Genomic DNA, 22863 nt, shown 5'->3' with positions numbered 1-22863 from the left:
GTTATTCGATGACGACCAGCGGCTCGTCAAATTCTACAGGCTGACCGTTTTCGACCAGAACCGCTTTAACCACACCGGCTTTATCCGCTTCGATCTGGTTCATCATTTTCATTGCTTCAACGATGCACAGGGTATCGCCAACGTTAACTTTCTGGCCAATTTCCACGAAGGCTTTCGCATCCGGGCTAGGGGTACGGTAGAAAGTCCCGACCATCGGGGAACGCACAATGTGGCCACTGATTTCAGCTGCCGCTGGCGCTTCTGCTACCGGAGCAACAGGTGCGACGGCGTTAGCCAGGGCTGGTTGTGGCTGCTGAGGCTGCATATAAGGGGCTGCATACGCCTGCTGCATGATCGGTGCCTGATTGACAACCGCACGGCTGATGCGTACTGACTCTTCTCCCTCAGAAATTTCCAATTCAGCGATGCCTGATTCTTCAACCAGTTCAATCAGTTTTTTAATCTTACGAATATCCATGAGTGGGTTCCGTACTCTCGTTTAGTTTGACTTTGACAAGCGTTTTACAGCTGTCTGTAGTGCCCAGGAGTAGCCATCTGCGCCAAAACCGCAGATCACTCCGGCAGCAATATCAGAAAGATATGAATGATGGCGGAACGGCTCGCGGGCATGCACGTTACTGAGGTGTATTTCGATAAACGGAATACTGACCGCCAGTAATGCATCGCGAAGCGCAACGCTGGTATGCGTGAACGCGGCCGGATTAATCAGGATATAGTCCACAGTGTCTTTAGCCTGATGAATACGGTCGATAAGCGCATACTCCGCGTTTGATTGCAGGTGAGCCAGTGTCACATTCAACCTTCCGGCCTCTGTCTCCAGCTGCTGGACAATTTCTGCCAGCGTCTGGCTACCGTATTTTTCTGGCTCGCGTGTACCGAGCATATTCAGGTTTGGGCCATTCAAAAGCAGAATGCGAAATTTATCTGACATCGTGCCGCTATCTCCAGCGATTTTCAGGTAATTTACAAAATATACCTACGTTTCGGGATTGTCACCTGGCGGGCCGTAATGGCGACCAGGGCAAAAACCAAAGTCGCACATTATAACTATTTCGTAGCATTTGGCAGCTAAATGCTGGTCTTATCAGGGAAGATTATCAACTCATATCCAGGAAAAGGGCGGATTATCGCCAGGTTATGCGGGAAACTGCACGTTTCAGCGGCGGTTTCGCCACCATAACGCCAGTTTCTTATAGCGCAGTGTCAGGAGTAAAAACGCGCCGATACTGTAAACCAGCGGCTGTGGTGACAGCACTTTCACCGACCATAAGTAATGTATCGGGGCCAAAACAGCGACAATATAGACCCCATTATGCAGGGTTTGCCAGCGTTTTCCGAGTTTCCGCTGCGATCCGCGGGTCGAGGTTATGGCCAGAGCGAGCAATATTACCCAGCAAATCGCCCCCAGTATTAAGTAGGGCCGGGTGGTTATCTCCTGGCCGAGCAGTAACAGATTTTCTATCCCCAGCTCCAGTAGCGCATAACTGATTAAGTGCAGACTCACCCAGGCAAAACACCAGAGCCCCAGCAGACGGCGGGTTTGCATCAGCAGTGACTGGTGGGTCAGCTTCGCCAGTGGCGAGACCAGCAGGGTCGCCAGCAGTAACTTGAGCCCCATGCGGCCGGTAAAGTGCTGGATATCTTTGGCCGGATCGGCACTGAATAGCCCCTGGCTGGCGGCAAAGATCAACCACAGCAGAGGTAAAAAAGCCGCCAGATGCAAGGCGGCTTTTAGCCAGAACAGATGACGGCGAGTCAGGCGCATCAGAAATTCTCCCGCAGGTTGAGGCCGCGATATAAAGACGCGACTTCATCAGCGTAGCCGTTAAACAGTAATGTCGGTTGACGTTTCACATCCAGGATACCGCCGCTGCCGATAAAACGTTCTGTGGCCTGGGACCAGCGCGGATGGTTAACCTGGGGGTTCACATTGGCGTAAAAACCGTACTCATTCGGTGCCGACAGGTTCCAGGTAGTTGGTGGGCGCTCACGTACTAGTTTGATACTGACAATAGACTTGATGCCTTTAAAGCCGTATTTCCAGGGCACAATCAGGCGGATGGGCGCCCCGTTCTGCGGCGGCAGCGTTTTACCATACACCCCGGTGACCATCATGGTGAGAGGATGCATGGCCTCATCAATACGCAGCCCTTCGACATAAGGATAGTTGAGGCCGCCGCCGATGAAGCGGTCTTTCTGACCGGGCATTTGCTCCGGGCGGTAGAGCGTCTCGAAGGCGACATATTTGGCGTTGCTGGTGGGCTCGACCATCGCCAGCAGCTTATGGAGCGGGAAGCCAATCCACGGCACCACCATTGACCAGGCTTCAACGCAGCGCATCCGGTAAATACGCTCCTCAAGGGCGAATTTTTTCAGCAGGTCATCATGGTCGAGGGTCAGCGGTTTGGCGACTTCGCCGCTGATTTTCAGGCTCCAGGGGTCGGTAATCAGCCCTCCGGCGTTGGCCGCCGGGTCGGCTTTATCCAGCCCGAACTCATAGAAATTGTTATAGCCTGAGACTTTGTCTTCCGGGGTTTTCTCCAGGTTATTTTGCCACTGGGCCGGCTGGCTGAAGCTGAGCGGCTGCCCCGGGGGTGCCTTCGGGCGGTCATTACCTTTAAACCAGTCCAGTACTGTTGCCTGGGCGTGGGATGACAGGGCCAGGGAGGCCGCACTGATCCCTAATACTTTAAGCACCTGGCGGCGCTCCATGTTAAAGACGGATTCGGCCGTGACATCCGTCTCCTTCAGTTGGTGATTTTTTCTGCGCATACCACTCTCCAGAATAGGGGGAATTACCGCGGGCACTACTGACTACCGGCTTGCAGCGTACCACTGGTGCTGGTGCGCAAATATTCACATTTTTGTTAAAATTATCATGCGAGTGTGAGGTGCTGATCTAAGTGTAGTGTGAGATGGGGCGATAACATTGCGCGCATTTGTGACCAGAAATAACGGATAATCCCGGGTAGGTTTGCTAGTATGCAGACCCCCCGCTAAACAAGAAAGTTAGTGCTTACTATGTGGTCAGCGTTTGCCCACACGGTGCGCCAGTACCGGGGGTAACCATGATTTCGGGATCCAACAATCAGGCGGAATTATCTCAGGGATGCGATTAACGACCAAATTTTCAGCGTATTTAGCGGTATTAACCGGGCTGGCAGTGATAGTGACGCTGTTCGGTGCTTCGCTTAGCTTTTATATGTCGGTGCAGACCAAAAGCGGCGCGCGGGTGCAGGCGGTGGCAACCATGGTGGACAACCAGTTGTTCTACCAGACACCAGAACAGCTCGGCCAGTATAGCGTCTCATTGATGATCCCGTCGGACATTACCCGTTTTGAACTGCTGCGCGGTGACCAGGTTATCCTCGATAAACAGCAAATCCCGCCTTACCATGCGGCCCATAAGGCATCCCGCGATAAGGTGATGACCGTGGCGCTGATTAAACACCCCGGAATGTCGTTACGCCTGACCTACCATGACCCTGCCGTTGAACACTATCAGTCGTTAATGACCATGGGGCCACTGACCATCGCCATCGGATTTATGGTGCTGGTGGTGTTTTTCTCTTCGCGCTGGGTAAAGCGCCAGTTGCGTGGTCAGGAAATGATGGAACTCCGGGCGGAGCGCATCCTGAGAGGGGAACGGGGTAAAGAAGCCCGCGGCAGCATTATGGAATGGCCGTACCGTACCAGCCTGGCGCTGGACCGTTTACTGGATGAACTGCAAGAGGCCGGGGCCCGTCGCCACCGGGTCGATACCCTGATCCGCAGCTATGCGGCGCAGGATGATAAAACCGGGCTGAGTAACCGGCTGTTTTTTGATAATCAGCTGGCGACCATGCTGGATGATCACGAAGGGGATGGCATGCACGGGGTGGTGATGTTGATCCGTCTGCCGGATGCCGATGTCCTGCGTGATTCCTGGGGGGAGGCCGATGTCGAAGAGGTGATGTTCCGCATCGTCAACGTGATCGCTTCTTTTATTACCCGTTATCCTGGCGCGCTGCTGGCGCGTTATTTCCGCAACGATTTTGCCGTGTTATTGCCCCACCGTACCCTGAAAGAGGCAGACAGCATTGCCGGGCAACTGGTGAAACAGATTGATGCGCTGCCCAGTACCCGCATTGTTGATCGCGACAATATGCTGCACATCGGCGTGTGTGCCTGGCGTAGCGGGCAGTCAACGGAGCAGGTGATAGAGAACGCCGGGGAGGCGGTGCGCCATGCGGCCTTGCAGGGCGGTAATGGCTGGGCGGTATATGACAGTTCCCTGCCGGAAAAAGGCCGGGGAAATGTGCGCTGGCGGACGCTTATCGAGCTGACCCTGCAAAGCAATGGTCCGCGGTTTTATCAGAAGCCTGCTGTCATGCAGGATGGCCATGTACACCACCGGGATATTCTGTGCCGTATTGCGGATGGCGACCAGGAGGTAATTGCCGCCGAATATATTTTGATGGTGCGCCAGTTTGGTTTATCAGAGCCTTACGATCGCCTGGTTATCTCCCGGGTGCTGCCTTTGCTGGCTATCTGGCCGGAAGAGACCTTTGCAGTATCCATTTCGGTTGAGTCGCTGATCCGTGATGATTTCCAGGGCTGGCTGCGCGATACGCTGATGCAGTGCGAACGCAGCCGCCGCCAGCGGCTGATCCTCGAACTGGAAGAGGCCGATGTCAGCCAGCACAGTGAGCGGCTGCACCGTATTGTCCGGCTAATCAAAGCGCTGGGGACCCGGGTGGCGGTTTCTCAGGCGGGGTTGACCGTGGTCAGCAGTGCCTATATTCAGCAACTGGGGATTGAGTTTGTTAAGCTCCATCCCGTATTGGTCCGAAATATTGATCGGCGCACGGAAAATAAACTCTTTGTCCAAAGTCTTGTCGAAGCATGCAATGATACGAAAACGCAGGTCTTTGCTTCCGGTGTTCGGACAAACGGCGAGTGGCAAACGCTGTTGTCATGTGGAGTGAGCGGTGCTCAGGGGGATTTTTTTGCTAAATCGATGCCTCTGGATCTCCACGTGAAAAAATATTTGCAAAGATATTCGGTTTGACCTGCTGTTTACGCCGTTTTCACGTAGAATGTTGCGCGCTGCATCTGGAGTGGGACGTACTTGCGAGCCAGCCGGAATAGCGCAGCACGTATACGACAGTTGGTTTATCTGATTAACTTCCCGGTTTTGTTAAGGACGATTTGGCGCCGAAGTGTCGGAACACGCGTCGGCCGGGGATGCGTTGTCGCGAAATGTAACAACCCGGTAATATCAGAAACGAACTGCACTATTTTTCACCGCAGCAGAACATTTTTGCGCCTTGTCCCTGCTTCGTGTGGTTGGTAAAGTAAGCGGATTTTGTGTCCGCCCCAGCTTTCAGGATTATCCCTTAGTATGTTGAAAAAATTTCGTGGCATGTTTTCTAATGACCTGTCCATTGACCTGGGTACTGCGAATACCCTGATTTATGTAAAAGGACAAGGCATCGTTTTGAATGAGCCTTCTGTTGTCGCCATTCGTCAGGATCGTGCCGGCTCACCGAAAAGTGTCGCCGCCGTTGGTCATGATGCGAAACAGATGCTCGGTCGTACTCCGGGTAATATCGCGGCTATTCGTCCGATGAAAGACGGCGTTATTGCCGATTTCTTCGTGACTGAAAAAATGCTGCAGCACTTTATCAAACAGGTTCACAGCAACAGCTTTATGCGCCCAAGCCCGCGCGTACTGGTGTGTGTGCCGGTAGGTGCAACCCAGGTAGAGCGTCGCGCTATTCGTGAATCCGCCCAGGGCGCCGGTGCCCGTGAAGTCTTCCTGATTGAAGAGCCGATGGCTGCTGCAATCGGTGCTGGCCTGCCGGTTTCTGAAGCAACCGGTTCCATGGTGGTGGATATCGGTGGTGGTACCACTGAAGTGGCGGTGATCTCCCTGAACGGGGTGGTTTACTCTTCTTCTGTACGTATCGGCGGCGATCGCTTTGATGAAGCTATCATTAATTACGTGCGTCGTAATTATGGCTCACTGATCGGTGAAGCCACCGCAGAACGCATCAAACATGAAATCGGTTCCGCTTATCCGGGCGATGAAGTGCGTGAAATCGAAGTGCGTGGCCGTAACCTGGCTGAAGGGGTGCCGCGCGGCTTTACCCTGAACTCCAATGAAATCCTCGAAGCATTACAGGAACCGCTGACCGGTATCGTAAGTGCCGTGATGGTTGCCCTGGAACAGTGCCCGCCGGAGCTGGCTTCTGATATTTCCGAACGCGGTATGGTGCTGACCGGTGGTGGTGCACTGCTGCGTAACCTGGACCGTCTGCTGATGGAAGAAACCGGTATTCCGGTTGTGGTTGCAGAAGATCCGTTGACCTGCGTCGCCCGTGGCGGCGGTAAAGCGCTTGAAATGATCGACATGCATGGCGGCGACTTATTCAGCGAAGAGTAATCTGCCGCAGGTGAGGGGCAATCCGTGGGGTTGCCCTGTTCTGTTGGCCCGGAAATACGCATAGCCTATGAAGCCCATTTTTAGCCGTGGCCCGTCGCTACAGATTCGCCTTATTTTGGCGGTGCTGGTTGCGCTTGGTGTCATTATTGCCGACAGCCGCCTGGGTACGTTCAGCCAGATTCGAACGTACATGGACACTGCCGTCAGCCCTTTCTATTTTATATCAAATGGTCCCCGTGAATTACTGGATAATGTGTCGCAAACCCTCGGCTCTCGCCAACAAATAGAGCTGGAAAACCGCGCATTGCGTCAGGAATTAATCCTGAAAAACAGTGAATTACTGATGCTGGGCCAGTACAAGCAGGAAAATGCCCGTCTGCGCGAACTGTTGGGCTCCCCTTTGCGCCAGGATGAGCAAAAAATGGTCACTCAGGTGATCTCTACCGTCAATGACCCTTACAGTGATCAGGTGGTTATTGATAAAGGTAGCGTCAACGGCGTCTATGAAGGACAGCCGGTTATCAGTGATAAAGGCGTGGTCGGGCAGGTGGTTGCAGTCGCCAAACTGACCAGTCGCGTATTGCTGATTTGTGATGTGACACATGCGCTGCCGATTCAGGTGCTGCGCAACGACATTCGTGTGATTGCTGCCGGTAACGGATGCACTGATGATTTACAGCTGGAACACCTGCCGGGGAATACCGACATTCGGGTAGGTGATGTCCTGGTGACCTCCGGGCTGGGGGGACGTTTCCCTGAAGGGTATCCGGTAGCGGTAGTCTCTTCCGTTAAACTGGATACTCAGCGCGCCTATACCGTGATTCAGGCTCGCCCGACGGCGGGTTTGCAGCGTCTGCGCTATTTGCTGCTGTTGTGGGGGGCGGACCGTAACGGCGCCAACCCAATGACACCGGAAGAAGTGCACCGCGTGGCCAATGAACGCCTGATGCAGATGATGCCTCAGGTATTGCCTGCGCCGACCACCATGGGGCCGCCGTCGCCGGGTATCGCGCCGGCAACCACCACCACCCCTGTGCCCGCTGCACCTGCTGCAAATGGTCAACCCGCCGCAGCGCCTGCGGCCCAGGGAGGCAATTAGTGGCGAGTTATCGTAGTCAGGGTCGCTGGGTTATCTGGCTCTCTTTTCTGATTGCCCTGTTACTGCAAGTCATGCCCTGGCCGGACGACCTGTTGGTCTACCGGCCGAACTGGGTATTACTGATCTTGATCTACTGGATCCTGGCATTACCCCACCGGGTTAACGTCGGGATGGGCTTTATTATGGGGGCGGTGCTGGATTTGATCAGCGGTTCAACGCTGGGGGTCCGGGCACTGTCCCTGAGTATTATTGCCTATCTGGTGGCGTTAAAATTTCAGTTGTTCCGTAATCTGGCGCTCTGGCAGCAGGCGCTGGTGGTTGTGCTACTCTCACTGGCTACCGATCTCATTGTTTTCTGGGCAGAGTTTTTAGTGATTAATGTCTCTTTCCGCCCGGAAGTGTTCTGGAGTAGTGTAGTTAACGGTGTGCTCTGGCCCTGGATATTCTTACTGATGCGCAAAATTCGCCAACAGTTTGCCGTGCAATAATTAAGGTCGATGATAACCATGCTTTATCTTGCTTCCGGTTCCCCGCGGCGCCAGGAGCTGCTCAGCCTGATGGGAATACAATTCGAGCGAATTGTCCCGGGGATTGAAGAGCAGCGCCAGGCCGGTGAAACCCCAGAACAGTATGTCCAGCGCCTGGCCCGGGATAAAGCCCGGGCCGGTGTCGTCATGGCACCACGTGATTTACCTGTGCTGGGAGCGGATACCATTGTTATCCTTAATGGTGAGGTGCTGGAGAAGCCGCGTGATCCTGAGCACGCTGCCCGGATGTTGGGGCAGTTATCCGGGCAAACGCACCAGGTGATGACGGCGGTAGCCATTGCTGATCGCCAGCAGGTGCTGCACTGCCTGGTGACCACCGCGGTGACCTTTTGCCGGTTATCGGCAGAGGATATTCACCACTACGTTGCCAGCGGCGAGCCGCTGGACAAAGCCGGTGCCTATGGTATCCAGGGGGCCGGTGGCTGTTTTGTCAGGGAAATTCATGGCAGTTACCACGCTGTTGTCGGCTTGCCTCTGGTGGAAACCCGGGAGCTGCTGAGACAGTTCGACGCATTGCGGGACGGGAGAAGTAAAAATGACAGCTGAATTACTGGTAAATATCACCCCTTCAGAGACCAGGGTGGCCTATATCGACGGGGGGATCCTGCAGGAGATTCACATTGAACGTGAAGCCCGGCGCGGGATTGTAGGCAATATCTACAAAGGTCGCGTTAGTCGTGTCCTGCCTGGAATGCAGGCGGCATTTGTAGATATTGGTCTGGATAAAGCCGCGTTTTTGCATGCCTCCGACATCATGCCCCACACAGAATGTGTCGCCGGGGATGAGCAAAAGAACTTTACCGTGCGGGACATTTCTGAGCTGGTTCGCCAGGGGCAGGATCTGATGGTGCAGGTGGTGAAAGATCCGCTGGGTACCAAAGGGGCGCGCCTGACCACGGATATTACCCTGCCGTCCCGCTACCTGGTGTTTATGCCCGGTGCGTCTCACGTAGGGGTATCCCAGCGCATTGAAAGTGAGAGTGAGCGCGAACGCCTGAAGGCGGTGGTATCGTCCTATTGTGACGAGCAGGGCGGTTTTATTATTCGCACAGCGGCGGAAGGGATCTGTGAAGACGATCTGGCCTCCGATGCGGCCTACCTGAAACGTGTCTGGACCAAGGTGATGGAGCGTAAAAAACGCCACCAGACCCGCTATCAGCTGTACGGTGAGCTGGCGCTCGCCCAGCGCGTACTGCGCGATTTTGCCGATACGTCACTGGATCGTATCCGGGTCGACTCCCGCTTGACCTTCGATATGCTCCAGGAGTTTACCGGGGAATATATTCCGGATATGACGGGGAAACTTGAGCATTACAGCGGCCAGCAACCTATCTTTGATCTTTATGATGTTGAAAATGAAATCCAGCGTGCGCTGGAGCGTAAAGTGGAGCTCAAGTCCGGCGGTTATCTGATTATTGACCAGACCGAGGCGATGACCACCATTGATATCAACACCGGTGCTTTCGTCGGGCACCGCAATCTTGATGACACCATTTTCAATACCAATATTGAAGCCACCCAGGCCATCGCCCGCCAGCTGCGGCTGCGTAACCTTGGGGGGATTATCATTATCGACTTTATTGACATGAGCAATGAAGATCACCGGCGACGGGTGCTGCACTCCCTGGAGCAGGCGCTGAGTAAAGATCGGGTAAAAACCGGTATCAGTGGCTTTTCGCAGTTAGGGCTGGTGGAAATGACCCGTAAGCGCACCCGGGAAAGCATTGAGCACGTGCTATGCAGCGAATGCCCAACCTGCCACGGGCGCGGTACGGTGAAAACGGTCGAGACGGTATGCTATGAGATCATGCGCGAAATTGTGCGCGTGCATCACGCCTACGATTCCGATCGCTTCCTGGTCTACGCGTCTCAGTCGGTAGCGGAAGTGCTGAAAGGCGAGGAGTCCCACGCGCTGGCCGAAGTCGAAATATTTGTCGGCAAGCAGGTGAAAGTACAAATCGAACCGCTCTATAACCAGGAGCAGTTTGACGTAGTCATGATGTAACTCCCCGGAGATTGCACGACGTTACGGCCCGCGACAGCGGCTAACAAGGAGATACACGTGAGGCGACTGCCGGGGATCCTATTACTCACAGGCGCATCGTTGGTGGTGGCCGCAGCCCTGGTGGTGAGCGGCTTTCGCCTGCTGTTGCCGCATCTTGATAGCTTGCGCCCCACGCTATTGGCTAAAGTCGACGCCTATACTGGGCTGCCGATAAAAGTCGGCGCCCTGCAAGCCGACTGGCGGAGCTTTGGGCCGACGCTGGATGCCCGCGATATCTCCGTCAGTATGGAGGATGGCAGAAGCCTGTCCGCCAAACGGGTGACCCTGGCGCTGGATGTCTGGCAAAGCCTGCTGCATATGCGCTGGCAATTCCGGGATCTGACCTTCTACCAGCTGCATGTGCGGACCAATACTCCCCTGACACAGAACAGCGATAGCGGCGACCTGCAGGCGGATAAATTCCGCGATCTGTTTTTGTACCAGTTCGATCACTTTGATCTGCGCGACAGCACCCTCAGTTTTCTTACCCTCTCAGGCCAGCGCGCCGAGCTGAGTATCCCCCAGCTGACATGGCTCAACTCCCGTAACCGCCATCGTGCGGAAGGGACGGTGAATTTATCCAGTTTTAACGGCCAGCATGGGCTGGTGTCGGTGCGAATGGATCTGCGCGATGAGAGCGGGGTGCTCAACCACGGCACGGTCTGGATGCAGGCCGATGACGTCGATGTAAAACCCTGGCTCAATAAATGGGCCCAGGAAAAGGTCGCCCTTGATGCCGCCAGCTTTAGTATGACTGCCTGGTTGAATATCAGTAAGGGCGACATTGCCGGGGGTAATGTCTGGCTGCGCAAAGGCGGCGCCCGCTGGCAAGGGGACAATCGCGCCCACCATCTGGTGGTGGACGACTTAATGGCGGAGATCACCCAGGTTGATAATGGCTGGCAGGTGACCATCCCGTCTACCCGCATCAAGATTGATAACACCCCCTGGTCAGACGGCAGCCTGGCGCTGGCCTGGCTACCGCAAGGCGCCGATAAACCGGCAGCGGGTCAGCCACAAAACGGTGAATTACGGGTACGGGCCCGGGACCTGAACCTGGAAAATCTCACGCCATTACTGCCGTTTGGTGAAAAATTCTCTGACCAGATTGGTCCTATCTGGCGCGCCATGCAGCCCAGCGGAAAAATCGTGCTGCTGGCGGCAGATATCCCCCTGCAAGACAGCGCTAAAACCCGTTTTCAGGGCCAGTGGCAAGGGGTGAGCTGGCAGCAGTGGCAGCTGATCCCCGGGGTGGCGCATTTATCCGGCACGCTGTCGGGTAGCGTGGAGGACGGCCAGGTCACCGCCCGGGTCGACAATGCCAAAATGCCGTATCAGGGAGTATTCCGGGCCCCGCTGGAGATACAGCACGGCAAGGCGACCCTGAGCTGGAAGAACAACGCCGATGGCTGGTATCTGGACGGCAGCAATATTGATGTCGCGGCGACCGGTGTCCGGGCGGCGGGGGACTTCCGCTACAGCCAGCCGCAGAATGATCAGCCCTGGCTCAGTATTCTGGCGGGGATCGCCACCAGTGATGGCGGTAATGCCTGGCGCTATTTCCCGGAAAACTTGATGGGTAAAGCGCTGGTGGATTACCTGAGCGGCGCGATTCAGGGCGGCCAGGCCGATAACGCCACCCTGGTCTATGGCGGTAACCCGCATTTATTCCCGTATAAACATAATGAGGGCCAGTTCCAGGTGTGGGTGCCGCTGCATAATGCCACCTTTGCCTTCCAGCCGGACTGGCCCGCGTTACAGCACTTTGATATTGATCTCGACTTTGTGAACGACGGTTTATGGATGAAAACCAACGCCGTGATGCTGGGCGGGGTCAAAGCCAGCGGGTTGACTGCCGACATCCCGCACTATGACAAAGATCAGCTGCTGATCAGCGCGGATATCGCCGGCCCGGGGGATGCCGTGGGGCCTTATTTCCGGCAAACGCCGCTGGATGACTCTCTGGGGGCTACCCTGGAGCAGTTGCAGCTTTCCGGCGGGGTGAATGCCAAACTGAATCTCGATATTCCGCTGGATGGCGCAATGACCACCGCCAAAGGGGATGTCACGCTGCGGGATAACCAGTTGTTTATCAAACCGCTTAATACCACCCTGAAAGGGCTGAGCGGAAAATTCAGTTTTGTGAATGGTGATTTACAGAGCCAGCCCCTGCGGGCGAGCTGGTTCAACCAGCCGGTGGGGATCGACTTCAATACCAAACAGGGGGCCAGTGCTTACAGCGTGGGGGTTAACCTGCAGGGGGACTGGCAGCCAGCCCGGATGGGGGTATTACCCGGCCAGGTAGAGAATAAAGTCCGCGGCAGCATTCCCTGGCAAGGGAAGGTGGCCATCGACCTGCCTTACCGCGGCGGGACAGGCTACCGTGTCGATCTGAATGGCGATCTCCGGCAGTTCTCCAGCCAGTTACCGGCCCCGGCGGCGAAATCAGCCGGTGATGCGCTGCCGGTCAATGTGCAGGTGAAGGGCGATCTTAACCATTTTGATTTAACCGCCAGCGCGGGGAATAACCGTTTTAACAGCCGCTGGTTACTGAAAAACAAACTCACTCTCGACAGCGCCATTCTGGCCTCTGACGCGAAAACTACCCCGCCACTGCCCGGAGAGAGTGAGATAGAACTGAATCTTCCGGCGCTGGATGGCGCGCAGTGGCTGGCGCTGTTTCAGCAGGGGGCGGCCGATCACGTCAGCTCTACCACCGTCTTCCCGTCGCGGGTGACCTTACGCACCCCGCAACTGACCATGGGAGGCCAGCAGTGGAAAAATATCAGCCTTATTTCCCAGCCGTTACCGGGGGGAACCCAGGTCAGCGCTGAAGGACGTGAAATCAACGGCAGCCTGCTGATGCGCAAATCTGGCCCCTGGGAAGCGGACATCAAATATCTCTATTTCAATCCAACCATGCCGGCCGCTGCCAGTGGGGCGCCGGGTATTGCTACGGCGGATAGCCACAGTATTGATTTCTCCCGCTGGCCGGCGCTGCAATTACGCTGTAAAGAGTGCTGGCTGTGGGGCCAGAAATATGGCCGTATTGATGGGGACCTGGCGGTGCAGGATAAGACGCTGACCCTGAGTAATGGCCTGATTGATACCGGCTTTGCCCAGCTTACCGCCAGCGGTGAATGGGTGAATAAACCCAGCGAAGTGCGCACCTCCCTGAAAGGTATCCTGAAAGGGAAAAAACTCAATGCCGCGGCGGACTTCTTTGGCCAGATCTCCCCGGTACAGGATGCCTCTTTTAATGTGAATTACGATCTGCACTGGCGGGATGCCCCCTGGCGTCCGCAGGTTTCCTCACTCAGTGGCATACTGAAAGTGGCGCTGGGAAAAGGGGTAATTACCGATCTCGGCACCGGCCGCACCGGGCAGTTACTGCGGTTAGTGAGCTTTGATGCGCTGCTGCGTAAGCTGCGGTTTGATTTCAGCGATACCTTTGGCAGTGGGTTTTATTTTGACTCGATCCACAGCACCTCGTGGATCAAAGATGGGGTGATGCATACCGACGATACGCTGGTGGATGGGCTGGAAGCCGATATCGCCATGCAGGGGTCGGTGGATCTGGTCAACCGTCGGCTGAATATGGAAGCGGTGATCGCCCCGGAAATTTCGGCGACGGTGGGGGTCGCCACGGCCTTTGCTATAAACCCAATAGTGGGGGCGGCAGTGTTTGCTGCCAGCAAGGTGCTGGGGCCCATCTGGAGCAAGATCTCCGTGCTGCGTTACCGGATAACCGGGCCGATGGATAAGCCGCAGGTGAACGAAGTGCTGCGCCAGCCGCGGGTTCCCAAAAAGCAATAATTTGACGCGGGCGATGAATTACCGCAATCTCAATAGATATCCCCGTTAATTCGCCTGCCCCCGTGTGATGCGGGGGCAGAGCCGGACTGAAACCATTTAACCACCCTCGCGGTGGTCACCAGAAGAGTAGCAAAACGATGAGTCTGAACCTGGTAAGCGAGCAGTTACTGACTGCGAATGGCCTTAATCATCAGGATCTTTTTACCATCCTTGGGCAGTTGTCTGAACGCCGTCTGGATTATGGCGATCTTTATTTCCAGTCGAGCTATCACGAATCCTGGGTACTGGAAGATAGCATTGTCAAAGATGGCTCATATAACATTGATCAAGGGGTCGGGATCCGGGCGGTAAGCGGCGAGAAAACCGGCTTCGCCTATGCGGACCAGATCAGCCTGCTGGCGCTGGAGCAGAGTGCCCATGCTGCCCGCAGTATTGTCCGCGAGCAAGGGGATGGTAAAACCCGTACCCTGGGCGCGGTATCGCACAGCCCGCTGTATGCGGCGATTGATCCATTACAGAGCATGAGCCGGGAAGAGAAGCTGGATATCCTGAAGCGGGTTGACAGTGTGGCCCGCAGGGCCGATGCCCGGGTCCAGGAAGTGACCGCCAGCCTGAGCGGGGTCTATGAGCTGATTCTGGTGGCGGCAACTGACGGTACCCTGGCGGCGGATGTTCGCCCGCTGGTGCGTTTGTCGGTGAGTGTGCAGGTGGAGCAGGACGGTAAGCGCGAACGCGGCGCCAGCGGTGGCGGTGGCCGTTTTGGCTATGAATGGTTCCTGCAACCTCAGGATGATGGCGAGTCCCGGGTTGATGCCTGGGCAAAAGAAGCGGTGCGCATGGCGCTGGTTAACCTGTCTGCGGTAGCGGCCCCGGCGGGAATGCTGCCGGTGGTGCTGGGTGCCGGGTGGCCGGGCGTACTGCTGCATGAAGCCGTCGGCCACGGGCTGGAAGGTGATTTTAACCGGCGTGGAACCTCAGTGTTCAGTGGCCAGATGGGGCAGCTGGTGGCCTCTGCGCTTTGTACCGTGGTGGATGATGGCACCCTGGTGGACCGCCGTGGCTCGCTCTCCATTGATGATGAAGGGGTACCGGGGCAATACAATGTGCTGATTGAAAACGGCATTCTGAAAGGCTTTATGCAGGACAAGCTGAATGCGCGCTTGATGGGCCTGAACCCCACCGGTAACGGTCGCCGTGAATCTTATGCCCATCTGCCAATGCCGCGTATGACCAATACCTATATGCTGGCCGGGAAATCAACGCCGCAGGAGATTATTGAGTCGGTGGATTATGGCATCTACGCGCCGAACTTTGGCGGAGGCCAGGTGGATATCACCTCCGGTAAGTTTGTCTTCTCGACCTCTGAAGCTTACCTGATTGAGAAAGGGAAAGTGACCACCCCGGTGAAAGGGGCGACCCTGATTGGCTCTGGTATTGAAACCATGCAGCAAATCTCCATGGTCGGTAATGATCTGCGTCTCGACGCCGGTGTCGGGGTGTGTGGTAAAGAAGGGCAAAGTGTGCCGGTTGGTGTCGGCCAGCCGACCCTGAAAGTGGACAACCTCACGGTTGGCGGCACGGCCTGATACCCAGTAGCCGGGATTAATCCTCCCGGCTATTATTCCCCCCGCCTCTGCGCTGCCCGCGCACCCCCTGATAATGCTTCGCCACATCCTGTAAATACTCGGTCAGGTAGTTGATGCATACCTGGACCTTGAGCGGCAGTTTGTCCTTCTCGGTATAGAGGGCGTACACCGGCCGGGGGTTGGAGAGGTACTCGGGGAAGAGGATCTCCAGTTCGCCGTTGTGGATCTCATTGATCACCCACATCAGCGGGACATAGGCGATCCCGGCTCCGGCCCGCAGCCAGCGGCTCAGGGTCATGGGGTCGTTGGTTTCAAAGCGCCCCTCGGGGCTGAGCCGGGAGACGGCACCTTCCGGGGTGATCAGTTCAAATTCGTTATCCGGGCGCACGCTATAGGCCAGCCAGGAGTGGTTCACCATATCCCCGGGCTTTTCCGGTATGCCGTGGGTGGCCAGATAGCTCCGGGCGGCGCACACCACCATCGGCATCGAGCCCAGATGGCGGGAGAACAAGCTGGAATCACGCAGGGTGCCCACCCGGATCACAAGATCCAGCCCATCGGCTATCAAGTCCGGTGCCGGAATGCCGGTCACCAGGTTGACAGTCAGCCCCGGGTACTCCTTCAGCATGCGCGCCGTCATATCTGCCAGCACATTTTGTGCCATTGTTGAAGAGCTACCAATTTTTAGGGTGCCGATTGGCGTATTGTTAAATGCATAGAGCTGTTCGTGGACGTCCTGCACTTCAAACAGCATTCGCCGGCAGCCCTGATAGTAAATTTTTCCGGCCTCGGTAAGGCCAATGCTGCGGGTGCTGTGGTTCAGTAGTTTAACCTGCAGCTCATCCTCAAGTTTCGATACCGTCTGGCTGATGGAGGAGACACTCATTTGCAGCTGCCGCGCTGCGGCGGTAAAGGAGCCCAGTTCGACAACTTTGGCGAACACTGACATTCGTTTTAAACGTTCCATTATTCACTCTGGCTTAAAAGTGATTTAGATCACACATATATAGATATCACGATAACAGTTACGTTAATATATTATTAACGCTTTATATGGAGCCGTGCTTTCGCCTGTTCAATTCTGGCCCCCCCCAGCTACGGTAATGAAATATAAATTATACTCGTCAGTATCGGATGCGTCCCATATCGCTGTCCGTCCTGGTACATGGACGATGGGGGGACGCCTGCAAGCAGTTATCCAGGAACATCATGAGTCTATTTCCGGTAATCGTGGTATTTGGCTTGTCCTTTCCACCGATTTTTTTTGAGTTGATCCTGTCTCTGGTCGTGTTTTGGCTGGTTCGCAAGATTTTAATGCCGACAGGGATTTACGATTTTGTCTGGCACCCGGCACTGTTCAACACTGCGTTGTACTGCTGCCTCTTCTGGCTAATTGGCCGCCTGTTCGTCTGAGGTTGATGTGAAGACACTAACAAGAAAGATGCTGCGCACTGTGATAACCCTTTTCATGGTTGTGCTGGCATTCATCGCAATTTTTCGTATTTGGGTTTTCTACACTGAATCCCCCTGGACGCGCGACGCCCGGTTTAGCGCCGATGTTGTGGCAATTGCACCGGATGTGGCGGGGCTGATTACCAGTGTGGATGTCCGCGATAACCAGCTGGTGAAAAAGGGCCAGACGCTGTTCACTATTGACCAGCCGCGTTATGTACAGGCGCTGGCAGAGGCTGAGGCCGACGTGGCTTACTACAGCACGCTGGCAGATGAAAAACGCCGTGAGGCCAGCCGCCGTAACCGCTTAGGGGTCCAGGCGATGTCTCAGGAAGATATCGACCAGGCCAATAACGTGTTACAGACGGTACTGCATCAACTGGCCAAAGCCGAGGCGACGCGGGATCTGGCAAAACTGGATTTAGTCCGTACCGTGATCCGCGCCCCGGCCGATGGCTGGATAACCAACCTCAATGTGTATGCCGGTGAGTTTATTACCCGTGGGGCAACATCCGTGGCGCTGGTGAAAAAAGGCACCTTCTACGTTCAGGCCTATATGGAAGAAACCAAACTGGAAGGTGTACGCCCGGGGTATCGGGTACAGATTACCCCGCTGGGCAGCAACCGGGTGCTGAAGGGCTCCGTAGACAGTATTGCCGCCGGGGTGACCAACGCCAGCAGTACCGATGACAGCAAAGGCATGGCGACCGTGGATTCGAACCTTGAATGGGTGCGCCTGGCCCAGCGTGTTCCGGTGCGTATTCACCTTGATGAACAGCCCGGTAACCTCTTCCCGGCGGGCACGACCGCGACGGTGGTGGTCACCGGTGAACGCGATCGGGACGCAGAACATGACTCACCGTTTGTGAAGTTCATGCACCGTCTGCGTGAGTTCGGTTAATCGCCATGTTCTATTCTATCTCGCACCTGCATCTGCGCTTCGCCTGTAAGCTGGCTTTTGCGCTTATCCTGGCTATCTTCGTGGGGTTCCACTTCGAACTGGAGACCCCCCGCTGGGCGGTACTGACTGCCGGGATTGTGGCGGCAGGCCCGGCCTTCGCCGCAGGAGGAGATCCGTATTCCGGGGCGATTCGCTACCGTGGGATGCTGCGTATCGTCGGGACCTTTATTGGCTGTATCGCCGCGCTGATTATTATTACCTCGATGATCCGCGCCCCGGCGCTGATGCTGATGGTGTGCTGCCTGTGGGCGGGCTTTTGTACCTGGGCGTCTTCGCTGGTGCGGCTGGAAAACGCCTACGCCCTGGGGCTGTCCGGCTATACGGCGCTGATCATTGTGATCACCATCCAAACCACCCCCCTGATGGCCCCGCAGATTGCTATTGAGCGTTGCAGTGAGATAGTGATTGGTATCCTGTGCGCTATTTTCGCCGATATGATTTTCTCGCCGCGTTCGGTGAAAGCGGAAATTGATAAAGAGCTGGATGCCCTGCTGCTGGAACAATACAAGCTGATGCAGCTGTGTATTGCCCACGGCGATAGCACCGAAGTGGACAAAACCTGGAGTGGCCTGGTACGCCGTACCAAGGGGCTGGAAGGGATGCGCGGTAATCTGGCTGTCGAATCCTCCCGCTGGGGTCGCGCAGTGCGGCGGCTGAAATCCATCAACACCTTATCGCTGACCCTGATTACCCAGGCCTGTGAAACCTATCTGATGCAGAACACCCGGCCGGAGAGTATCCCGCAGGAGTTCCGCACGCTGTTTGCCGAGCCGGTGGAAAGCGTGCAGGAGCTGCACCAGAAGTTAAAACGGATGCGGCGTATTATTGCCTGGACCGGCAGCCACGATACCCCGGAAACCATCTATGCCTGGGTAGGGGCGGCGACCCGTTACTTATTGCTTAAGCGGGGCGTGGTGTCCAATGCCCGTATCAGCGCCGCAGAAGAAGAGGTGCTCAACAACGAGCCGGAGGTCAGGGCGGACTCTGCCGAGCATCACCATGCGGTGATCAATGGCTGGCGCACGGCTATCTCCTGTTTACTGGGGACGCTGTTCTGGCTGTGGACCGGCTGGCAGTCCGGGGCCAATGCCATGATAATGATAGCGGTGGTCACCTCGCTGGCGATGCGCACGCCTAACCCGGCAATGGTGGCGGTGGATTTTGTGGCCGGTACGCTGATAGCACTGCCACTGGGGGCGTTTTACTTCCTGTTTGTGCTGCCACATACCCAGCAAAGTATGCTGTTGCTGTGTATCTCGCTTGGCTTGCTGGGGTTCTTTCTCGGGGTGGAGGTACAAAAACGCAAACTGGGGTCGCTGGGGGCGCTGCCGTGTACCATCAACATCCTGGTGCTGGACAACCCGATGACGTTCCATTTCAACTCGTTCCTCGATAGCGCCATCGGGCAGATAATCGGTTGTTTTATTGCCCTGATCGTTATCCTGCTGATCCGCGATACCTCGAAAGCCCGCACCGGTCGCAGCCTGCTGAACCAGTTTATGTCCGCGGCGGTTTCTGCCATGACCACTAAACACGCCCGGCGTAAAGAAAACCATCTGCCCGCCCTGTACCAGCAGCTGTTTTTACTGCTGACGAAGTTCCCGGATGACGTGGCGAAATTCCGCCTGGCGCTGTTGCTGATTATTGCCCACCAGCGGCTGCGTGATGCGCCGATCCCGGTTAATGAGGAGTTGTCTGCCTTCCACCGTCAGTTACGGCAGACGGCGGATCTGGTGACCTCATCAACCAGTGATGTTAAACGGCGGCGCTACTTTACCCGCTTACTGGGAGAGCTGGAGATTTACCAGGATAAGTTGCAAACCTGGGAGGCGCCGCCACAGGTGATTGCTACGGTGAAACGTCTGACGCAAATTCTTGATAAATACCAGAATGCCCTGACGGATAGCTAAGCGACAGTTTACCCCGGGGACCTTCAGGCACCCACTCTAAAGCCGACGCTATGCGTCGGCTTTTTTATACTTACCGGCACAGCATATTGATAGCCTGGGGGATGCCCTACTCAACGCCGCGCGACGGCGTTATGGGGCATTGATATTGCTGTTTGATAAGGCTGAGGAAGTGCTGGAAGGGTGATTGAGGTTTAACGTGATTCTGCCCGGAAATGCCCCCCGGTTTCCCGGGGGCGATAAGGATTATTGATAAAGTTCTGCGGTGGCGTGCCAGTTATTTCCCTGATGCAGTTCCGTTATCATATAGCTGCCGGCCCCTTCCCGGGTGGCCTTACGGGCAACCCGGGCGAGTAAATCGGATGGGGAGCCGGCAATCTGGCTGACCCCAATGCTGCCCATGGGGTGCAGGTTACGGGCCTGATCGGCATTGATTTCACTGGCGGTGGCCCCGGCCCCGAAAGAGACGGTGGCCAGCAGGCCCAGGGCGGCAAGGGCAAATCGGGTATTTTTCATGGGACGGCTCCACATTGCGCCGGTGGGGAGATGGCTTCCTGTCTGTTCACTCACCGGAAGGTTGGTCAGGGCTGGTATATGGCGCGAATGTTATTTATAGAGCTGGGCAGTCGCGTGCCAGGTGTTACCGGTACGGGCTTCGATAATACGGTATGCAGAGGCCCCGTTCTGGTCGGCTTTTTGGCTCAGCGCGGCGTTCATGTCCATCGGGGTGCCACCGATCTGACTCACCGTAATGGTCCCGATGGCCTCGCGGTTTACCGCCTGGTTGCCATTAATCGCATCAGCCGCCAGCGCGCCAAAAGAGACGATGGAAAGGACACTGATAGTAGCGATAGCGTTTTTGATGTTCATCTGTATTACCTCGTCGTTATTATCTTTTAATCACGTGAGTGATTATTTCTATGTGATGATTATACACCAATAACGTAATAAATTAATACCATGCTAACTATTTTGTAATGAAAGTTTATAATAACAAGACGGGATAGTTATTCCGTGTAGGAATATAACGAGGGGCGTTATCAGTCAGTACTCGGGCGGGCAGTCAGCAGGGCGTGGCGACCGGCAAAAACCGCCGCCGGGGCGACGGCAAAGACCGGAAATTATAATTCCTGGTCGAACAAGGCGAGTATCGCTTCGTAAAGCTCTTTCACGGTGAAGTTATTGGCCGGGGTGGTGAAGATGGTGTCGTCACCGGCAATGGTGCCGAGGATCCCTTCTGCTTTACCCAGGGAGTCCAGCAAGCGGGCAATCAGCTGTGCCGCCCCGGGGCTGGTGTGGATAACAACCACGCAGTGGTTGTAATCAATGTCCAGTACCAGGTTTTTCAGCGGGCTGGACGTAGTAGGGACGCCCAGTTCCGCTGGCAGGCAGTAGACCATCTCCATTTTGGCGTTGCGGGTACGGACCGCGCCAAATTTAGTCAGCATGCGGGATACTTTAGACTGATTAATGTTTTCGAAGCCAAGTTCCTGTAACGCCTGGACAATTTCGCCCTGAGAACTGAATTTCTCTTCTTTTAAAATAGATTTAAATGCTTTGATAAGGTCTTCTTGTTTTGATGAAACTCGCATAGCTCACCGTAAATTAGGCTGGAATTGACATTATTATGCAGTTGAATGAATTTTTATTCAAATTTTAACTGAAAATAAAGGGCGGGGTGATTTTTGCAGAAGGTGAATTTTACCAAAAAGCCATCAATAATTATATCTTTGTGTTGTGAGTCATATTTTCGCCAAAAAGTAAATGGTTGGTTAGTTACATGTTTATTGAATGCTGACTAAGGTGAAAGTAATGCGGTTATTTGCAGTACGCATAAACGAAGAAGTGACCCAGCAAAATATGTTGAGTTATCCTCAATAAGGCGGCTTTTTCGCTAACCGATTGCGTAAGCTCGCATTCTCGCGGCGGGAAGATTGTAATTGCCTTATCCGTGGATTATGTTCGCCTCCACATGGAGTAACGGCACTCATTTGCTTACCTTTATAAGGAGTTCAGGATGAAAGTTGCAGTCCTCGGCGCGGCCGGCGGTATCGGTCAGGCGCTCGCCCTACTACTCAAGATCCAGCTACCTTCAGGTTCAGAACTTTCTCTTTATGATATTGCACCTGTCACCCCCGGTGTTGCTGTGGATTTGAGCCATATACCTACCGATGTCAGCATTAAAGGGTTTGCAGGTGAAGATGCTACACCGGCCCTGGAAGGGGCAGATGTTGTCCTGATTTCTGCTGGCGTAGCCCGCAAACCAGGCATGGATCGTTCCGACCTGTTTAATGTGAATGCCGGGATCGTCAAAAACCTGGTGCAGCAGATAGCGAATACCTGCCCGAAAGCCTGCATTGCGATCATTACTAACCCGGTAAACACTACGGTGGCGATTGCGGCGGAGGTGCTGAAAAAAGCCGGGGTGTACGATAAGAACAAACTCTTCGGGGTGACCACCCTCGACATTATTCGCTCCAGCACCTTTGTGGCCGCGCTGAAAGATAAACACCCGGCAGAAATTAACGTGCCGGTGATCGGTGGCCATTCCGGGGTTACCATTCTGCCGCTGCTCTCCCGCATTCCGGGGGTGAGTTTTACCGATCAGGAAATCGCCGATCTGACCAAACGTATCCAGAACGCCGGGACAGAAGTGGTCGAAGCGAAGGCCGGCGGTGGTTCGGCTACCCTCTCTATGGGGCAGGCAGCTGCGCGGTTTGCGCTGTCGCTGGTACGGGCATTACAGGGTGAGCAGGGGGTGGTGGAGTGCGCTTACGTTGAGGGTGACGGCCAATATGCCCGTTTCTTCTCACAACAGCTGCTGCTGGGCAAGAATGGCGTGGTAGAGCGTAAAGCTATCGGCACGCTGAGCCCGTTTGAGCAGCAGGCGCTGGACGGCATGCTGGAGACCCTCAATAAAGATATCGCCCTGGGCGAGGCATTTGTCGCCCGCTAAGTATCAGGCAGTACGTGAGCCATAAAAAAACCGGAAGCCAGGCTTC

20 protein-coding genes and 1 pseudogene are annotated in these 22863 nt (G+C 55.3%); 13 read left to right on the top strand and 8 right to left on the bottom strand.

Annotated elements, in window-relative coordinates; translation table 11 throughout:
• Position 1: 1 nt before the first annotated feature.
• The 4 genes from accB to msrP all read right to left on the bottom strand — a co-directional run bounded on the left by accB (position 2) and on the right by msrP (position 2793).
• Positions 2-478 carry an acetyl-CoA carboxylase biotin carboxyl carrier protein gene (accB, locus tag F9C28_RS08155; protein WP_199014736.1) on the bottom strand — a complete coding sequence of 159 codons (477 nt, stop codon included), beginning with the start codon at positions 476-478 and terminating at the stop codon, positions 2-4.
• Between the two features lie 21 nt (positions 479-499).
• A complete protein-coding gene (aroQ, locus tag F9C28_RS08150; RefSeq protein WP_199014735.1) occupies positions 500-952 on the bottom strand; it encodes a type II 3-dehydroquinate dehydratase in 453 nt (150 codons plus the stop codon).
• Between the two features lie 225 nt (positions 953-1177).
• The gene (gene msrQ / locus F9C28_RS08145) at positions 1178-1786 is read right to left on the bottom strand and encodes a protein-methionine-sulfoxide reductase heme-binding subunit MsrQ (protein ID WP_199014734.1); all 609 of its coding nucleotides are present in this window, start codon (positions 1784-1786) and stop codon (positions 1178-1180) included.
• Positions 1786-2793 carry a protein-methionine-sulfoxide reductase catalytic subunit MsrP gene (msrP, locus tag F9C28_RS08140; RefSeq protein WP_199014733.1) on the bottom strand — a complete coding sequence of 336 codons (1008 nt, stop codon included), beginning with the start codon at positions 2791-2793 and terminating at the stop codon, positions 1786-1788. The genes msrQ and msrP overlap by 1 nt, the downstream gene beginning before the upstream one ends.
• Positions 2794-3130: 337 nt before the next feature.
• Between msrP and csrD the strand changes: the two genes are divergently transcribed.
• The 8 genes from csrD (at position 3131) to tldD (ending at position 15541) form a co-directional block, all read left to right on the top strand.
• Positions 3131-5071, top strand: coding sequence for an RNase E specificity factor CsrD (gene csrD, locus F9C28_RS08135; RefSeq protein WP_199014732.1), 1941 nt, complete (start codon positions 3131-3133; stop codon positions 5069-5071).
• Positions 5072-5404: 333 nt separating this feature from the next.
• Positions 5405-6448, top strand: coding sequence for a rod shape-determining protein MreB (gene mreB / locus F9C28_RS08130; RefSeq protein ID WP_000913396.1), 1044 nt, complete (start codon positions 5405-5407; stop codon positions 6446-6448).
• A 67-nt stretch (positions 6449-6515) separates the two neighbouring features.
• Positions 6516-7547 carry a rod shape-determining protein MreC gene (mreC, locus tag F9C28_RS08125; RefSeq protein WP_199014731.1) on the top strand — a complete coding sequence of 344 codons (1032 nt, stop codon included), beginning with the start codon at positions 6516-6518 and terminating at the stop codon, positions 7545-7547.
• Entirely contained in the window at positions 7547-8035 is a 489-nt protein-coding gene (gene mreD / locus F9C28_RS08120; protein WP_199014730.1) for a rod shape-determining protein MreD, read from the top strand. Before mreC ends, mreD begins: the two co-directional genes overlap by 1 nt.
• A gap of 12 nt (positions 8036-8047) precedes the next feature.
• Positions 8048-8641 carry a Maf family protein gene (locus F9C28_RS08115; protein WP_199014748.1) on the top strand — a complete coding sequence of 198 codons (594 nt, stop codon included), beginning with the start codon at positions 8048-8050 and terminating at the stop codon, positions 8639-8641.
• Entirely contained in the window at positions 8631-10100 is a 1470-nt protein-coding gene (gene rng / locus F9C28_RS08110; protein ID WP_199014729.1) for a ribonuclease G, read from the top strand. Before F9C28_RS08115 ends, rng begins: the two co-directional genes overlap by 11 nt.
• Before the next feature lie 57 nt (positions 10101-10157).
• On the top strand, positions 10158-13955 hold the full coding sequence (gene yhdP, locus F9C28_RS08105; RefSeq protein ID WP_199014728.1) for an AsmA2 domain-containing protein YhdP: 3798 nt from the start codon (positions 10158-10160) through the stop codon (positions 13953-13955).
• A gap of 137 nt (positions 13956-14092) precedes the next feature.
• Positions 14093-15541 (top strand): metalloprotease TldD, encoded by a 1449-nt coding sequence (gene tldD / locus F9C28_RS08100; protein ID WP_199014727.1) that lies wholly within the window; start codon positions 14093-14095, stop codon positions 15539-15541.
• Between the two features lie 16 nt (positions 15542-15557).
• Here the strand turns inward: tldD and aaeR are convergent, their stop codons facing one another.
• Positions 15558-16508, bottom strand: a complete 951-nt coding sequence (gene aaeR, locus F9C28_RS08095; RefSeq protein ID WP_199014726.1) for an HTH-type transcriptional activator AaeR — start codon at positions 16506-16508, stop codon at positions 15558-15560.
• 242 nt (positions 16509-16750) lie between these two features.
• Here aaeR and aaeX point away from each other — a divergent pair, with 242 nt between their 5' ends.
• From aaeX to F9C28_RS20095, 4 genes and pseudogenes are all read left to right on the top strand, one after another.
• On the top strand, positions 16751-16954 hold the full coding sequence (aaeX, locus tag F9C28_RS08090; protein ID WP_199014725.1) for a p-hydroxybenzoic acid efflux pump operon protein AaeX: 204 nt from the start codon (positions 16751-16753) through the stop codon (positions 16952-16954).
• Between the two features lie 7 nt (positions 16955-16961).
• Complete coding sequence (gene aaeA / locus F9C28_RS08085) at positions 16962-17894, top strand: p-hydroxybenzoic acid efflux pump subunit AaeA (protein ID WP_199014724.1); 933 nt, start codon at positions 16962-16964, stop codon at positions 17892-17894.
• A 5-nt stretch (positions 17895-17899) separates the two neighbouring features.
• Entirely contained in the window at positions 17900-19864 is a 1965-nt protein-coding gene (aaeB, locus tag F9C28_RS08080) for a p-hydroxybenzoic acid efflux pump subunit AaeB (protein WP_199014723.1), read from the top strand.
• Positions 19865-19985: 121 nt separating this feature from the next.
• A pseudogene (locus F9C28_RS20095) lies at positions 19986-20048 on the top strand (barstar family protein); the annotation flags it as partial.
• 59 nt (positions 20049-20107) lie between these two features.
• Here F9C28_RS20095 and F9C28_RS08075 read toward each other — a convergent pair.
• From F9C28_RS08075 to argR, 3 genes are all read right to left on the bottom strand, one after another.
• Positions 20108-20377, bottom strand: a complete 270-nt coding sequence (locus tag F9C28_RS08075; protein WP_199014722.1) for a YdgH/BhsA/McbA-like domain containing protein — start codon at positions 20375-20377, stop codon at positions 20108-20110.
• A gap of 90 nt (positions 20378-20467) precedes the next feature.
• On the bottom strand, positions 20468-20731 hold the full coding sequence (gene yhcN, locus F9C28_RS08070; protein WP_199014721.1) for a peroxide/acid stress response protein YhcN: 264 nt from the start codon (positions 20729-20731) through the stop codon (positions 20468-20470).
• 251 nt (positions 20732-20982) lie between these two features.
• Complete coding sequence (gene argR, locus F9C28_RS08065) at positions 20983-21453, bottom strand: transcriptional regulator ArgR (RefSeq protein WP_199014720.1); 471 nt, start codon at positions 21451-21453, stop codon at positions 20983-20985.
• Positions 21454-21878: 425 nt separating this feature from the next.
• On the opposite strand from argR, the gene mdh reads away from it, so the two are divergent.
• Positions 21879-22817 (top strand): malate dehydrogenase, encoded by a 939-nt coding sequence (mdh, locus tag F9C28_RS08060; RefSeq protein ID WP_199014719.1) that lies wholly within the window; start codon positions 21879-21881, stop codon positions 22815-22817.
• Positions 22818-22863: the final 46 nt, after the last annotated feature.

This window comes from Shimwellia pseudoproteus (assembly GCF_016415625.1).
In the GTDB taxonomy this organism is placed as follows: Bacteria; Pseudomonadota; Gammaproteobacteria; order Enterobacterales; family Enterobacteriaceae; genus Shimwellia; species Shimwellia pseudoproteus.
The sequence above is the reverse complement of the archived record's forward strand: the minus strand, read 5'-3'. Positions and strand labels throughout refer to the sequence as shown.

Excerpts from the sequence above, each read along its gene's own strand:
- accB (WP_199014736.1), bottom strand. The coding sequence starts at position 478 with ATGGATATTCGTAAGATTAAAAAACTGATTGAACTGGTTGAAGAATCA.
- aroQ (WP_199014735.1), bottom strand. The coding sequence starts at position 952 with ATGTCAGATAAATTTCGCATTCTGCTTTTGAATGGCCCAAACCTGAAT.
- msrQ (WP_199014734.1), bottom strand. The coding sequence starts at position 1,786 with ATGCGCCTGACTCGCCGTCATCTGTTCTGGCTAAAAGCCGCCTTGCAT.
- msrP (WP_199014733.1), bottom strand. The coding sequence starts at position 2,793 with ATGCGCAGAAAAAATCACCAACTGAAGGAGACGGATGTCACGGCCGAA.
- csrD (WP_199014732.1), top strand. The coding sequence starts at position 3,131 with ATGCGATTAACGACCAAATTTTCAGCGTATTTAGCGGTATTAACCGGG.
- mreB (WP_000913396.1), top strand. The coding sequence starts at position 5,405 with ATGTTGAAAAAATTTCGTGGCATGTTTTCTAATGACCTGTCCATTGAC.
- mreC (WP_199014731.1), top strand. The coding sequence starts at position 6,516 with ATGAAGCCCATTTTTAGCCGTGGCCCGTCGCTACAGATTCGCCTTATT.
- rng (WP_199014729.1), top strand. The coding sequence starts at position 8,631 with ATGACAGCTGAATTACTGGTAAATATCACCCCTTCAGAGACCAGGGTG.
- tldD (WP_199014727.1), top strand. The coding sequence starts at position 14,093 with ATGAGTCTGAACCTGGTAAGCGAGCAGTTACTGACTGCGAATGGCCTT.
- aaeR (WP_199014726.1), bottom strand. The coding sequence starts at position 16,508 with ATGGAACGTTTAAAACGAATGTCAGTGTTCGCCAAAGTTGTCGAACTG.
- aaeX (WP_199014725.1), top strand. The coding sequence starts at position 16,751 with ATGAGTCTATTTCCGGTAATCGTGGTATTTGGCTTGTCCTTTCCACCG.
- aaeB (WP_199014723.1), top strand. The coding sequence starts at position 17,900 with ATGTTCTATTCTATCTCGCACCTGCATCTGCGCTTCGCCTGTAAGCTG.
- F9C28_RS08075 (WP_199014722.1), bottom strand. The coding sequence starts at position 20,377 with ATGAAAAATACCCGATTTGCCCTTGCCGCCCTGGGCCTGCTGGCCACC.
- yhcN (WP_199014721.1), bottom strand. The coding sequence starts at position 20,731 with ATGAACATCAAAAACGCTATCGCTACTATCAGTGTCCTTTCCATCGTC.
- argR (WP_199014720.1), bottom strand. The coding sequence starts at position 21,453 with ATGCGAGTTTCATCAAAACAAGAAGACCTTATCAAAGCATTTAAATCT.
- mdh (WP_199014719.1), top strand. The coding sequence starts at position 21,879 with ATGAAAGTTGCAGTCCTCGGCGCGGCCGGCGGTATCGGTCAGGCGCTC.